This window comes from Azohydromonas aeria (genome assembly GCF_009760915.1).
In the GTDB taxonomy this organism is placed as follows: domain Bacteria; phylum Pseudomonadota; class Gammaproteobacteria; order Burkholderiales; family Burkholderiaceae_C; genus Azohydromonas; species Azohydromonas aeria.
This window is the reverse complement of the sequence record NZ_VIDQ01000037.1, coordinates 16,669-30,426: the sequence shown is the minus strand read 5'-3', so window position 1 is coordinate 30,426 and position 13,758 is coordinate 16,669. Positions and strand designations below refer to the sequence as shown.

General features: G+C 71.1%; 13 protein-coding genes. 8 read left to right on the top strand and 5 right to left on the bottom strand.

Going from position 1 to position 13,758, the window contains the following annotated elements; translation table 11 throughout:
- Genes cbbX through FJ694_RS20410 form a run of 3 tightly spaced genes read right to left on the bottom strand, consistent with a single transcriptional unit; the run spans nucleotide 1 to nucleotide 2,880 of the window.
- Nucleotides 1-948: a CbbX protein gene (cbbX, locus tag FJ694_RS20420; protein ID WP_157269169.1), complete on the bottom strand. Its 948-nt coding sequence runs from the start codon at nucleotides 946-948 to the stop codon at nucleotides 1-3.
- A gap of 16 nt (nucleotides 949-964) precedes the next feature.
- Nucleotides 965-1,390: a ribulose bisphosphate carboxylase small subunit gene (locus FJ694_RS20415; protein ID WP_157269168.1), complete on the bottom strand. Its 426-nt coding sequence runs from the start codon at nucleotides 1,388-1,390 to the stop codon at nucleotides 965-967.
- A 23-nt stretch (nucleotides 1,391-1,413) separates the two neighbouring features.
- Nucleotides 1,414-2,880, bottom strand: coding sequence for a form I ribulose bisphosphate carboxylase large subunit (locus tag FJ694_RS20410; RefSeq protein ID WP_157269167.1), 1,467 nt, complete (start codon nucleotides 2,878-2,880; stop codon nucleotides 1,414-1,416).
- A gap of 140 nt (nucleotides 2,881-3,020) precedes the next feature.
- Here FJ694_RS20410 and FJ694_RS20405 point away from each other — a divergent pair, with 140 nt between their 5' ends.
- From FJ694_RS20405 to FJ694_RS20375, 7 genes are all read left to right on the top strand, one after another.
- Nucleotides 3,021-3,980, top strand: coding sequence for a LysR family transcriptional regulator (locus FJ694_RS20405; protein WP_157269166.1), 960 nt, complete (start codon nucleotides 3,021-3,023; stop codon nucleotides 3,978-3,980).
- Between the two features lie 166 nt (nucleotides 3,981-4,146).
- On the top strand, nucleotides 4,147-5,970 hold the full coding sequence (locus FJ694_RS20400; RefSeq protein ID WP_157269165.1) for a methanol/ethanol family PQQ-dependent dehydrogenase: 1,824 nt from the start codon (nucleotides 4,147-4,149) through the stop codon (nucleotides 5,968-5,970).
- A 181-nt stretch (nucleotides 5,971-6,151) separates the two neighbouring features.
- On the top strand, nucleotides 6,152-6,553 hold the full coding sequence (locus FJ694_RS20395; protein ID WP_157269164.1) for a c-type cytochrome: 402 nt from the start codon (nucleotides 6,152-6,154) through the stop codon (nucleotides 6,551-6,553).
- On the top strand, nucleotides 6,553-7,467 hold the full coding sequence (locus tag FJ694_RS20390) for a quinoprotein dehydrogenase-associated putative ABC transporter substrate-binding protein (protein ID WP_157269163.1): 915 nt from the start codon (nucleotides 6,553-6,555) through the stop codon (nucleotides 7,465-7,467). The genes FJ694_RS20395 and FJ694_RS20390 overlap by 1 nt, the downstream gene beginning before the upstream one ends.
- An 8-nt stretch (nucleotides 7,468-7,475) precedes the next feature.
- Nucleotides 7,476-8,558, top strand: a complete 1,083-nt coding sequence (locus tag FJ694_RS20385; protein ID WP_157269162.1) for a trypsin-like peptidase domain-containing protein — start codon at nucleotides 7,476-7,478, stop codon at nucleotides 8,556-8,558.
- A 35-nt stretch (nucleotides 8,559-8,593) separates the two neighbouring features.
- Complete coding sequence (locus FJ694_RS20380) at nucleotides 8,594-9,298, top strand: hypothetical protein (RefSeq protein ID WP_157269161.1); 705 nt, start codon at nucleotides 8,594-8,596, stop codon at nucleotides 9,296-9,298.
- Nucleotides 9,295-9,684 (top strand): hypothetical protein, encoded by a 390-nt coding sequence (locus FJ694_RS20375; protein WP_157269160.1) that lies wholly within the window; start codon nucleotides 9,295-9,297, stop codon nucleotides 9,682-9,684. The genes FJ694_RS20380 and FJ694_RS20375 overlap by 4 nt, the downstream gene beginning before the upstream one ends.
- Nucleotides 9,685-9,702: 18 nt before the next feature.
- Here FJ694_RS20375 and FJ694_RS20370 read toward each other — a convergent pair whose 3' ends face one another.
- A complete protein-coding gene (locus tag FJ694_RS20370; RefSeq protein WP_157269159.1) occupies nucleotides 9,703-10,299 on the bottom strand; it encodes a DUF3280 domain-containing protein in 597 nt (198 codons plus the stop codon).
- A 1-nt stretch (nucleotide 10,300) separates the two neighbouring features.
- A complete protein-coding gene (locus FJ694_RS20365; protein WP_157269158.1) occupies nucleotides 10,301-12,427 on the bottom strand; it encodes a sigma-54-dependent Fis family transcriptional regulator in 2,127 nt (708 codons plus the stop codon).
- A gap of 228 nt (nucleotides 12,428-12,655) precedes the next feature.
- On the opposite strand from FJ694_RS20365, the gene FJ694_RS20360 reads away from it, so the two are divergent.
- Complete coding sequence (locus FJ694_RS20360; RefSeq protein ID WP_157269157.1) at nucleotides 12,656-13,699, top strand: beta-ribofuranosylaminobenzene 5'-phosphate synthase family protein; 1,044 nt, start codon at nucleotides 12,656-12,658, stop codon at nucleotides 13,697-13,699.
- Nucleotides 13,700-13,758 lie beyond the last annotated feature (59 nt).

The window sequence follows — 13,758 nt, the reverse complement described above, 5'->3', positions numbered from 1 at the left end:
TCACGGGCGGCTCCCGGCGGTGTTGGACGATGTGTCGGAAGAGAACACGCGGCTGGCCAGCACGTCGGCCGGCTGCAGCGTGACGAGCTGCTCCGGCCGCAGCGGCGCGTCGCTGTCGAACAGCCGCGTGGCGTGGCGCAGCCGGATGCGGTCGAGCGCGTTGCGGATCGAGCGCGCGTTGGCGAAATGCGGCTGGGCGCGGCGCAGCGCGATGTAGCGCGCGAACGCGTCCTCGGCGCCGCTGTCGAAGCGGTAGTGCAGCTGCTGCAGCATCAGCTGCGCGATGCGCAGCAGCTCGGCCTCGCTGTAGTCGGGGAAGTCGATGTGGTGCGCGATGCGCGAGGCCATCCCCGGGTTCGAGCCGAAGAAGGTCTGCATGCGGTCCTTGTAGCCGGCCAGGATCACCACGAGGTCCTCGCGCTGGTTCTCCATGACCTGCAGCAGGATCTCGATCGCTTCCTGCCCGTAGTCGCGCTCGTTCTCCGGCCGGTACAGGTAGTAGGCCTCGTCGATGAACAGCACGCCGCCCATGGCCTTCTTGAGCACCTCGCGTGTCTTGGGCGCGGTGTGGCCGATGAACTGGCCCACCAGGTCGTCGCGGGTGACGGCGACGAGGTGGCCCTTGCGCACGTAGCCCAGCTGCTTGAGGACTTCTGCCATGCGCAGCGCCACGGTGGTCTTGCCGGTGCCGGGATTGCCCGTGAAGCACATGTGCAGCGAGGGCGGCTGCGAATTGAAACCCTGTTGCGCGCGCAGCTTGTCCACCAGCAGCAGCGCGGCGATGTCGTGGATGCGGCCCTTGACCGGCGCGAGGCCGACCAGCTCGGCGTCGAGCTGGGCCAGCACCGCCTTGACGCCGCTGCTCTCGAAGAGCTGGCGCGGGCTTTGCGGCAGGTCGGCGGGGGCCGCGGCGGTGGCGTCCGGGGCGTCGAGCACGGCGGCGCTCATGGCGGTGCTCCCGACTTCAGCTGCCGTAGCGCGCGCCCTCGGGGCGCGCCGTCACGGCGTAGCTTTCCATGCGGTAGTGCTGCGTGCGTCCTGGTCCCTCGGAGCGCACCAGGCGGAAGCCCGCTTCGTCCCGGGGCCGGTTCACGATGAAGGACAGCACCACCGACTCCACGCCGTGGGTCGAGTCGAAGGCCGTGACGCGGATGTAGTGATTGGGGAAGGCCTTGCGGCAGTCCTTGATCTCCATGAGCACGCCGGCCGGGTCCTGCAGGTCGAACATCGGGTTGCCGTGCATCTCCCAGAAGGTGTTGCGCGGGTGCGGGTCGTCGGTGTACTCGATGCCCACCGCCCAGCCCTTGTCCAGGGCGTACTCCACCTGTTTCAGGATCTGCTCATCCGTGAGCTCGGGCAGGAACGAGAAGGTGCCTTGGGTGATTCGCATGGCGCGGCTCCAGGTTGCAACGATCAGGCCACCGACGCGGTGGGCACGAAATCGGAGGTGTCGGTGGGGGTGTAGTTGAAGCTGACCTCGCCCCAGGTATCGAGCGCGGCCTGCAGCGGCGTGCACCACTTCGCCGCGGCGCGCAGGATGTCGGGGCCTTCGGCCTTGATGTCGCGGCCCTCGTTGCGCGCCAGCACCATGGCTTCGAGCGCGACGCGGTTGGCCGTGGCGCCGGCCTGGATGCCCTGCGGGTGGCCGATGGTGCCGCCGCCGAACTGCAGCACCACGTCGTCGCCGAACAGGTCGATGAGCTGGTGCATCTGCCCGGCGTGGATGCCGCCCGAGGCCACGGGCATGACCTTGCGCAGCGCGCCCCAGTCCTGCTCGAAGAAGATGCCGCGCGGCAGGTCGGGCACGGTGTGCGCGTCGCGGCACACGTTGTAATAGCCCTGTACCGTCATCGGGTCACCCTCGAGCTTGCCCACCGCCGTGCCGGCGTGGATGTGGTCCACGCCCGCCATGCGCATCCACTTGGCGATGACGCGGAAGCTCACGCCGTGGTTCTTCTGCCGGGTGTAGGTGCCATGCCCCGCGCGGTGCAGGTGCAGGATCATGTCGTGCTGCCGGCACCAGTGGCTCAGGCTCTGGATGGCGGTGTAGCCGACGACCAGGTCGATCATGATGATGACGGACCCAAGCTCCTTCGCGAATTCGGCGCGCCTGTAAACCTCCTCCATCGTGCCGGCCGTGACGTTGAGGTAGCTGCCCTTGACCTCGCCCGTGGCGGCGCTGGCCTTGTTGACCGCGTCCATCACGAAGAGATAGCGGTCGCGCCAGTGCATGAAGGGCTGCGAGTTGATGTTCTCGTCGTCCTTCATGAAGTCCAGCCCGCCCTTCAGCCCTTCATAGACGACGCGGCCGTAGTTGCGCCCGGAGAGGCCCAGCTTGGGCTTGGTGGTCGCGCCCAGCAGCGGCCGGCCGAACTTGTCCAGCCGCTCGCGCTCCACGATGATCCCCGTGGGCGGGCCGCTGAAGGTCTTGACGTAGGCCACCGGGAAGCGCATGTCCTCCAGCCGCGCGGCCTTCAGGGGCTTGAAGCTGAAGACGTTGCCGATGATCGACGCCGCCACGTTCGTGATCGAGCCTTCCTCGAACAGGCTCAGGTCGTAAGCCACCCAGCAGAACCACTGGCCCGGTTGATTGGGCACCGGCTCGACCCGGTAGGCCTTGGCGCGGTACATGTCGCAGGCGGTGAGGCGATCGGTCCAGACCACGGTCCAGGTCGCGGTGGAGGACTCGCCGGCCACGGCCGCGGCGGCCTCGACCGGGTCCACGCCCTCCTGCGGCGTGATGCGGAACAGCACCAGGATGTCGGTGTCCCTGGGCTCGTAGTCCGGGTTCCAGTAGCCCATCTGCGCGTACTTCAGCACGCCGGCGCTGTAGCGCCTGGTGGCGTCCACGATCTGCTTGAGCTCGTTCATTTCACCCATGGTCCTGTGCTCCTTGGCGGCTGCTTCGGTTGCTGTCCGACACCGGTTTGCATCGGCTTGGGACCGACTCTAGGGAGGGGGTGAAATCAGGAAAAGTTAATTGTTTTTAAGTTGAGATCAGGTTTGACTAATATCGTGGCATGTCAGCCTTGCGCCATGCCACCTTCAAGCAGCTCGCCGCCCTGCACGCGGTGGCCCGGCTGGGCAGCGTCTCGGCCGCCGCGGCCGAGTTGAGCCTCACGCAGCCGGCGGTGTCGATACAGATCGGCGCGCTGGAGGAGGCGGCCGGCGCGCCGCTGCTGCAGCGCACCGGGCGCGGCGTGCGCCTGACCGAGGCGGGCGAGCTGCTGGCCGGCTATGCCGGGCGCATCCTGGAACTCTGGCGCGAGGCCGGCGACGAGATGGCCGCGCAGCACGGGGATTTCTCGGGGACGCTGCGCGTGGGCGCCGTCACCACGGCCGAGTACCTGCTGCCGCCCCTGCTGGTTGCATTTGCAAACGAACACCCGCGCGTAAAGGTCAAGCTGCAGGTCGGCAACCGCGACCAGATCGTGCGCATGCTCGCCGGCCAGGAGGTGGATCTGGTGATCATGGGCCGCCCGCCCGCGGAGCTGAAGACGGTGTCGGCCGCCTTCGCGCGGCACCCGATGGCCTTCCTGGCCGCGCCGGGCCATGCGCTCATGCGCGAGCCGCGCCTCAATCTGGCACAGCTGCTCGACGCCGAGCTGCTCGTGCGCGAGCGCGGCTCGGGCACGCGCGCCACGGTGGAGACGCTGTTCCGGGAGGCCGGGCTGCCGCTGCGCATCGGCTCGGAAATGTCGAGCAACGAGGCCATCAAGCAGCTCGCCGCCGCGGGGCTGGGCGTGGCCTTCCTGTCGCTGCACACCTGCACGCTGGAGATGCGCGCCGGGCTGCTGGCGCTGTTGCCGCTGCCGGGCAACCCCATCGAGCGTGACTGGCACGTCATGCACCTGGCCGCGCGCCAGCTGCCGCACGTGGCCGCGGCCTTCGAGCGTTTCCTGTGCGAGCGCGGCCAGGCGCTGGTGCGCGCGCAGCTGGAGCCGCGTGTGCCGGCCCACACACCCGAAGCGCGGCTGTAACGCGATGGGGCGCGCCGCGCGCCCGACTGTTCAATTTTGGCTTTGCCCAAAGGGTCTGCACCTAGTGGTGGGGGGGCGAGACGGTCACTAAAAAGCGCTTCTGGGAACCCGTCGAGGACGCCACGGTGGGCCCGCAAACAGTCCTGACATCACCAGGAGACGACAAATGAGCTTGAGACTGAAGCCTTCCCTCGCCGTGCTGGCCCATGCCTTCGGCGGCCTGCTGCTTGCCGCGCCCACCCTGGCGCTGGCCAACGCCGACGTGGAGAAGAACATCGCCAACCCGCGCAACTGGGCCATGCAGGCGGGCGACATGTTCAACCAGCGCTACAGCCAGCTCAAGCAGATCAACACCGGCAACGTCGGCAAGATGCAGGTGGCCTGGACCTTCTCCACCGGCGTGCTGCGCGGCCACGAGGGCTCGCCGCTGGTGATCGACGGCACGATGTACCTGCACTCGCCCTTCCCCAACAAGGTCTTCGCCATCGACCTCGACACGCAGAAGATCAAGTGGAAATACGAGCCCAAGCAGGACACGTCCGTGATCGCGCAGATGTGCTGCGACACCGTCAACCGCGGCCTGGCCTTCGCCGAGGGCAAGGTCTTCCTGCAGCAGGCCGACTCCACGCTGGTGGCGCTCAATGCGGCCGACGGCAAGGTGGTGTGGAGCGTCAAGAACGGCGACCCGAAGCTCGGCGCCGTCAACACCAACGCCCCGCACGTCTTCAAGGACAAGGTCATCACCGGCATCTCCGGCGGCGAGTGGGGCGTGCGCGGCTTCCTCGCGGCCTATGACATCAACACCGGGCGCCAGGTCTGGAAGGCCTACTCCACCGGCCCGGACAACGAGATGCTGATGGACCCGGAGAAGACCATGACCTGGGCCGACGGCGGCCTGAAGCCCGTGGGCAAGGACTCCTCGCTCAAGACCTGGCAGGGCGACCAGTGGAAGACCGGTGGCGGCACCACCTGGGGCTGGTTCAGCTACGACAAGGGTACCAACATGGTCTATTACGGGACCGGCAACCCGTCCACCTGGAACCCGGCGCAGCGCCCCGGCGACAACAAGTGGTCCATGACCATCTTCGCGCGTGACCTCGACACCGGCGTGGCGCGCTGGGCCTACCAGATGACGCCGTACGACGAGTGGGACTTCGACGGGGTCAACGAGATGATCCTGGCCGACATCCCCGTCAAGGGCAAGCAGACCAAGGCCCTGGTGCACTTCGACCGCAACGGCTTCGCCTACACCATGGACCGCGTCACCGGCGCGCTGCTGGTGGCCGAGAAGTACGACCCGAAGGTGAACTGGGCCACGCACGTGGACATGCGCACCGGCCGCCCGCAGGTCGTCAAGCAGTACTCCACGGCGCAGAACGGGCCTGACGTCAACACCAAGGGCATCTGCCCCGCGGCGCTGGGCACCAAGGACCAGCAGCCCGCCTCCTTCGACCCCAACACCAAGCTCTTCTACGTGCCCACCAACCACGTGTGCATGGACTACGAGCCGTTCAAGGTCGAGTACACCGCCGGCCAGCCGTACGTCGGCGCGACGCTGTCGATGTACCCCGCCCCGGGCAGCCATGGTGGCATGGGCAACTACATCACCTGGGACGCGGGCACCGGCAAGATCGTGCAGAGCAAGCCCGAGAAGTTCTCGGTGTGGAGCGGCTCGCTCAACACCGCGGGCGGGCTGAGCTGCTACGGCACGCTCGAGGGCTACCTGAAGTGCGTGGACGCCAAGGACATCTCTAAGGAGCTGTTCAAGTTCAAGACGCCCTCGGGGATCATCGGCAACGTGTTCACCTATGAGCACAAGGGCAAGCAGTACATGGGCGTGTTCTCGGGCATCGGCGGCTGGGCCGGCATCGGCATGGCCGCGGGCCTGGAGAAGGACACCGACGGCCTGGGCGCCGTCGGCGGCTACCGCGAGCTGAGCCAGTACACCGAGCTCGGCGGCTCGCTCACTGTGTTCGCGCTGCCCAACTGAGCGCGGAGCCCGGGCCGGTCGGCTGCGGCCGCCGGCCCGCTTCGCCGGCCCGGCGCCCCCTCCTGCTTCTCACGGCGCCGGGCACGCAACAGCCATCGCAGGCACCCGCCCCGCGATGCCGGCACGGGCGCGTCCGTTGCCCCGTTTTCCTCAAACAGACGATCGTTGGAGACAAGGTTTCATGAATTACCGCCACGCGGCCCTGGCCGCCTTCGCCTGCATCGGCCTGTTCGGCCTGGCCGCGCACAGCGGGGCCCAGGGCAACCAGCTCTACACCGTGGTGGACGGCAACAAGGTTGACCCGAACACCATGAAAGGCTTCCGCACCTGGCGCTCCGCCGCCTGCGACCGCTGCCATGGTCCCAACCAGGAGGGCATGGTCGGCCCCTCGCTCATCGAGAGCCTCAAGAACCTCAGCAAGGACGAGTTCACGAAGGTCGTGCTCGAAGGCCGGCTGGAGAAGGGCATGCCCTCCTTCGGCACCAACCCGGCCGTGAAGGACAACATCGACCAGCTCTACGCCTACCTCAAGGGGCGCTCGGACGGGGCCATCACCTCCGCCCGGGTGCAGGAGATGCCGTGATGAGCGCCGCCACCCCCACGCGTGCGCGCGCCCGCGCCCGGGTCGCGGCGGCGTTGCTGGGCGCGCTGGCCACGCTGGGCGTGGCCCTGCCGGCGGCGGCCCAGCAGGCCCAGGACGAGCAGCCCCCGCGCACGGCCTTCAAGGTCTGCCAGGACCCGAACAACCTGCCCTTCTCCAGCGCGCAGCGTACCGGCATCGAGAACCGCATCGCCGAGCTCTTCGCCAAGGACCTGGGCCTGCCGCTGCAGTACTACGACTTCCCCAACCGCCTGGCCTTCATCCGCAACACGCTGCGCTACAAGCTCCCCGGCGAGGACTGGCGCTGCGACGTGGTGCTGGGCGTGCCCGAGGGCTTCGACCAGGTGTCGGTGACCAAGCCCTACTACCGCTCCACCTACGCGCTGGTATTCCCGCGCGGCAAGGGGCTCGACGGCGTGCGCACGGGCCAGGACTTCCTCAAGCTCGACCCGGCCGTGCTCGCCAAGCTGCGCATCGGCGTGCACGACCGCTCGCCCGCGGGCAAGTGGCTGGCGCTGCACCAGCTGGTGGACCGCGCCGTGGTGTATCCGATGATGAATCCGGACACCGAGCGCGACCCCGGCCAGGCCGTCGAGGCCGACCTCGTGGCCGGCCGCATCGACGCCGCCATCCTGTGGGGGCCCATGGCCGGCTACGCCGCCAAGCGCCAGAGCGGCGCCGACCTGGCGGTGGTGCCGCTGGCCTCCGAGCCCGGCGTGCGCTTCGACTACGCCATGGCCATGGGCGTGCGCTATGGCGAACCGCAGTGGAAGAGCCAGATCGAAGGGCTGATCGAGCGCCGGCGCCCGGAGATCCAGGCCATCCTGCGTGACTACGGCGTGCCGCTGCTCGATACCGGCGGCGGCGCGGCCGGGCGGGCCGCCACCGCCAACTGAGGCACGCCATGGCTCGCGGGCCCTCGCCGAGGCAGCGCAGCCTCCTGGGCTCGGCCCTGGTCGCGGCCTGCCTGCTCAGCACCAGCGGCGCGCATGCCGAGTTCGACCGCCGCTCGCTCATCCTGCTCGGCCGCAGCGTGCTGCGCGTCGAGGCCGAGGGTGAGGGCGGGCGGCTGCAGCTGGGCTCGGCCGTCGTCATCGCCAAGGAGCGCGTCGTCACCAACTGCCACGTCACGCGCAATGCCCGCAGCCTCTCGGTGGTGCAGGCCGGCGCGCGCTGGGCGGTGCAGGCGCAGTCGGTGGACGCCGAGCGCGACCTGTGTGTGCTGCAGGTGCCGGGGCTGCCCATGGCGCCCGTGGAGCTGGGCCGCGCCGCCACGCTGCGCGAGGGCCAGGAACTCGCCGCGCTGGGCTACACCGGCGGGCCTGCGCTGGCGATCAGCGGCGGCAGCGTCGTGGCGCTGCATCACTGGGGCGGCAACCTCGTGATCCAGTGCAGCAACGGCTTCACCTCCGGCGCCAGCGGTGGCGGGCTGTTCGACCGCGACGGCCGCCTCGTGGGCATCCTCACCTTCCGCCTGCCCGGCGGGCGCACCCACTACTACGCCGTGCCGGCCGAATGGCTGGCCGACACGCTGGAGCGGCGGCTGCGCTTCGCCGAGGTCCGGCCGCATGAGGGCCTGGGCTTCTGGCAGCGCCCGGCCCAGGCGCAGCCGCTGTTCCTGCAGGCCGCCTCGCTGGAGCGCGCCGGCCAGTGGGACGCGCTGCTGCAGCTGGCCGAGCGCTGGGTGCGCGAGGACGGCGCCGACGCCGAGCCGCTGTACCTGCGCGCACTGGCCTCCGAGCGGCTGGGCCGCGACGCCGCGGCGGTGCAGGACTGGCAGCGCAGCCTGGACGTCGATCCCGGCTACAGCCGCAGCTGGGCCGCGCTGGCCCAGCTCTACCATCGCAGCGGCCAGGCCGTGCAGGCACAGCAGGCCATCGAGGCGCTCACCGCGCTCAACCCCGGGCTAGCGCTCGAGGTGTCGGACCGACTGCGTGCCGACCCCGCCGACCCGACCCTCTCTCCGGAACAACCTACACGCCAATGAGATTCAACTTCGTCCGCCGCCGGGTTGCCGCGGCCGTGACCGCACTGGCCGCCGCACTGCTGGGCGGCATGCCTGCCTCGGCTGCCCAGGAGGAGCCGCGCGTCGCCGGCTCGGGCGCCATCTCCGCGGCCGAGCAGCAGGTCTTCCTGGCGCCGCACCTGCAGGGCCTGCGCCCGGGCACCGTGCTGCGCTACGCCTTCGTGCACGGCGGCACGCTGGAGGCCGGCTACGGCGGGCCGGTGGAGTTGCAACTCAGCGCCGGCGCGGGCGGACGCTGCTGCGACGTGGCCAGCGCTGGCGGCTTTCCCGAGGCCGGCGGCGCGCGCGCCCTGCCCGGCGTCGAAGGGGCCAGCGCCAACCCCGTGATCCTGTACTTCCTGGAGCACGACCTGCGCGAGATGCAGCGCCTCACGCGCGGGACGATGAACCACTTCCGCCGCCGCATCCGCTTGGCGCTGGCCGAGGAGGCGAGCAGCGAGGACGCGCGCGTGCGCTGGCAGGGCCGCGAGCTGCCGGCGCGGCGGCTGCAGGTCAGCCCCTACCTGGGCGACCCGATGCGCAACCGCTTCGAAGCCTACGCGGCCAAGCGCTACGAGTTCGTGCTCGGCGACGTGCCCGGCGGCGTGGTGCAGCTGCGCACGCTGCTGCCCGGCGACACGCCCGGCGCTCCGCCCCGCCTGGAAGAGACCCTTACCCTCGAAGGTGCCGAAGTCGTCGGCGCCGCCACGAACAAGCCATGACCTTTCACCTTCCCTGCTTCCGCGCCTTGCGTCGCGACTTGCCCGCGGCGCTGCTGGCCGCCGCCGCCACCACCGGGGCCTGGGCCCATGACTACCCCACCGCCGCGCGCGTGGAGTACGTGCAGGCCTGCATGCGCGAGCACCCGGGCAGCTACTACGAGATGCTCAACAAGTGCTCCTGCGCGCTGGACCGACTGGCCGCGACGGTGCCCTTCGACGACTTCGTGGCCATGAGCACCGCCACCAACGCCAACAGCATCGGCGGCGAGCGCGGCAACACCATCCGCGACACCGAGCCGCTGCAAAAGCAGATCCGCGAGTTCCGCAAGCTGCAGTCGGCGGCGCGGGAGGGGTGCTTCATCCAGCCGACGGCGGCGGCGCGCTGAGCCGCCGCGGCGCGGGGTTCACGTCCCGTACTTCGGATTCGCCTGCCGCTTCGCGGCCATGTCGTTGACCAGGAAGCGCACCGCGCGCGCCCACGAGTCGTCGTTGTTGCCGCGCATGTCCACCGACTTCGACAGCACCACGCGCTTGCGGCGCACGTCGTGGACCTCGATGTTGACGTTCAGGATCAGCTCGCTGACCTTCTGCACCCAGCCGGTGATGGCGTAGTCGGTGTCGAGCTGCTGCCCGACCTGGCGCGCGCAGTCCTCGCAGCGGTGCATGAACTCCTGCTCGTTGCGCAGCTTGTCCATCAGCGCGCGCGCCGGCTGCAGCGCCACGATGCGGTAGAGGCCCTTGTCCTGCAGCTGCCGCTCCAGGTCGTCGCGCGCCTGGCGCAGCCGGCGCTGCAGCGCGGCCTGCTGCGCGGTGTCGGGGTTGGGATGGTCGTCCACCAGGTCGAAGTCGATGACCACGGCGCTGGGCGGCGGCGTCGCCTGGGCCCGGGCCGCGCCGGCAGCCGCGGCCAGCGCGCCGCCCAGCAGCCCCGCCAGCTGCGCCAGCGCGCGGCGGCGCCGCGCGGTGAATGCTCCGGGATGGGTGGGGGTGTGCCGTTCCATGTCAGCGCCGGCGCAGCTTGCGGTAGATGGTGTTGCGGCTGATGCCCAGCCGCTTGGAAGCCAGCGAGATGTTGCCGTCGAGTTCCTGCACCACGCGCAGGATGGTCTGCATCTCCAGTTCCTCCAGCGTCACCTCGGCCTCGGCCGGGTCGGGCTGGGATGCCAGCATCGGTGCCGCGGCGTCGTTGGCCGCGACCGCGGCGCTGCCGGCCGCGGCCGATCCCGGCGGCGCCGCGCCACGCCGCGCCGCGCCGCGCTGCACGTCCTCGACGAAGTCGTCGGGCAAGTGCGCGCGCGTGATCACGCCGTCGTCGCCGGCCATCGCCGCGGCGGCGCGCAGCACGTTGACGAGCTGGCGCACGTTGCCCGGCCAGTGGTGCGACAGCAGCATCTGCGCCACCTCCGGCTCCAGCACCGGCGCGCGCATCGAGGCCGGGGCCGAGGGACACCGGCCGCGCAGGATGCGCTGCGCCAGCGCCATCAGGTCGCTGCGCTCGCGCAGCGGCGGCAGCCGCAGCGACAGCCCGTTGAGCCGGTAGTACAGGTCCTCGCGGAAGGCCTGGCGCTCGATCAGGTCGCGCAGGTCGCAGTGCGTGGCGCTGATCACGGCCACGTCGGCCGCCGGCACGGCCTCGCGCTCCTGCAGCACGCGCAGCAGCCGCGCCTGCAGCGCCAGCGGCATGTCGCCCACCTCGTCCAGGAACAGCGTGCCGCCATGCGCCTGCAGGATGCGCCCGACCGCGCCGTGCCGGCGCCCGCCGGCGAAGGCGCCGTCCTCACCGCCGAAGAGCTCGGCCTCGATCATCGCCTCGGGAATGCTGGCGCAGTTCACCGCCACGAACGGCTTGCCGGCGCGCGAGGACTCCTGGTGGATGGCGCGCGCCAGCACCTCCTTGCCGGTACCGGTCTCGCCCACGATCAGCACCGCGATGTCGCGGTCGATGACGCGGCGCAGCCTGGCCACCACGGTGTCCATCTGCGCGTCGCCGGTCTGCAGCCACGACAGGTCGTGCGGCGCCTCACCGTCGGCGGCGGCGCGGGCGCGCTCGCGCGCCACGGGCGTCGCCGGCGTTGCGGGCGCAACCGGCCGCGCCGCCGGGACCGGCGCGGGCTCCATCTCGACGTGCTCCACGTCGGCCGCAGCCGGCGCCGGCAGCTGCCCGAGGCTCACGGCCGGACGGCCCAGCGGCCAGTTCATCTGCAGCCGCGCGTGCAGCTGCAGCCCGTTGCCCAGCGTGAGCGCCAGCGGCGCGCCCGACGCGGTGCGGAAGCGGTCGAGCAGGTGCGGCAGGTCCAGGCCGAAGAGGCTCTCCACGCCGTTCATGCGCAGCGCCGCCGCGCTCAGGCCCAGCAGGTCCAGCGCGCTGCGGTTGGCGCCCACGCAGCGGCCGTCCTCGCCCACGGCCACGATGCCGCCCATGAGCGTGTCGATGAACTCCACCCGGCTGTGGAAGTGCAGCCGCAGCACGTGGCCGGCGTCGTCGGTGAGCCAGTGGTTCTCGATCATGCGCGCCGACATCTTCACCAGCCCCAGCGTGTGGGCGTGGTAGGAGCGGTGGTCGCCGGTCACGTCGAGCACGCCCAGCAGGTTGCCGCGCGGGTCGAAGATGGGCGCGGCCGAGCAGGTCAGGAAGTCGTTGGCATACATGAAGTGCTCGTCGGCATGCACGAACACCGGCTCCTCGGTGATGAGCGCCGTGCCCATGCCGTTGGTACCCTTGCTGGCCTCGGCCCAGTTCACGCCGGGCGCCAGCGCCACCTTGGCCGTGCGCTCCAGCAGGTCGGAGTGGCCCACCGAGTGCAGCACCGTGCCCTGCGTGTCGGCCAGCACCACCATGCTCTTGCTCACCAGGATCTGCTCCAGCAGCAGTTCCATCACCGGCGCGGCGTGCACGAACAGCCGCCGGTTGCGCTCGTGCGCCAGCGCCAGGTCGGCGCGCGGCAGCGGCGTGAAGTCGCCATGCCCGATGCGCGTGAGCCCGAGCGCCGCGCAGCGCTCGTGCGACCGGGCGATAGCCTCGACATGCGCCGGGTCGCTGGGCAGCAAGCCGCTGGTGGCCGAATGCCCGAAGCCGAGATCGCGCTTGCGGCCGGCCGTCGTGACATCTCCTGGACGGGTCGTGAGCATTCGCATCCTTTCCATCCGCCCGAAGGCGGACGTCTCCTCTGGGTTTTCGTACAGGCGGCGCGCAGCATACGCCCGCCGCCTGCCGTGACACTGTGTCCTGATTCCAGGGCAGCAACAGGGTTGTCAGACGACCCGTATTGCAACAAGCACGCCATGGCCGCCGCGTGGAACGGGGCTTGCAACCTCCCGGAGCCCGACTCCGAGCCGCGTCCCGCCGCCCCCGCCGCCATGACCCCTGCCGCCGCCGCCGTCGCCGCACCCGCTGCCGAGTTCTGCGAGGGCGTGCGCGTCAGCGCCCCGGGCCGGCTGCACCTGGGCTTCCTCGATCCGGGCGCCTCGCTGGGCCGGCGCTTCGGCAGCCTGGGCCTGGTGGTCGAGGGCCTGGAGACCCGGCTGGAACTCACCCGGGCGGCGCGCCAGGCGGTGACGGGCGCGCCGGGGCTGGACCCGGCCGAGATCGACCGCGCCGCCGCCCACCTCGCGGCGCTGCAGGCCGCCACCGGCCTCGCGCGCCCGCTGCACCTGGCGCTTTCCCGGCTGCTGCCCGCGCATGCCGGCCTGGGCTCGGGCACGCAGCTGGCGCTGGCGGTGGGCACGGCCTTCGCGCGGCTGCACGGGCTGGCGCTGCCGGCGGCGCAGGTGGCGCAGATGCTCCATCGCGGCCTGCGCTCGGGCGTGGGCATCGCCGGCTTCGAGCGCGGCGGGCTGCTGCTCGACGGCGGCCCGCAGGGCGACGGCCGCCCCGCGGCCGTGACCTCGCGGCTGGAGCTGCCCGCGCGCTGGCGCGTGCTGCTGGCGCTCGACCCGGCACGCCGCGGCCTCTCCGGCGCGCAGGAGAAGCAGGCCCTGGCCACCCTGCCGCCCTTCCCGCGCGGGCTCGCGGCCGAGCTGTGCCACCGCGTGGTGATGCAGATCCTGCCCGGCGCCGCGGCCGGCGACTTCAAGCTGTTTGCCGAGGGGCTCAACCGCATGCAGGCGCTGCTGGGCGCCTATTTCGCGCCGGCGCAGGGCGGACGCGCCTACACCAGCCCGCTGGTCGATGGGCTGATGACCTGGATCGCCGCCCATGGCGACGCGGCCGTGGGCCAGAGCTCCTGGGGGCCGGCGGGCTTTGCCGTCGTGCCCTCGGCGGAGGCCGCGCTGGCGCTGCTGCAGGCCGCGCGCGCCGCCGGCGCCGTGGCGCCGGGGCTGCAGCTGCAGCTGGTGCAGGCCCGCAACCGTGGCGCCGACGTCGAGATCCTGGCCGCCCCGGCGGCGGCCGCCTGCGCCTGAGCGGGCGTCACCTTCCGTTTCGCTTCACCCTCAACCGGCCCCGCGCCGCAGTCCACGCC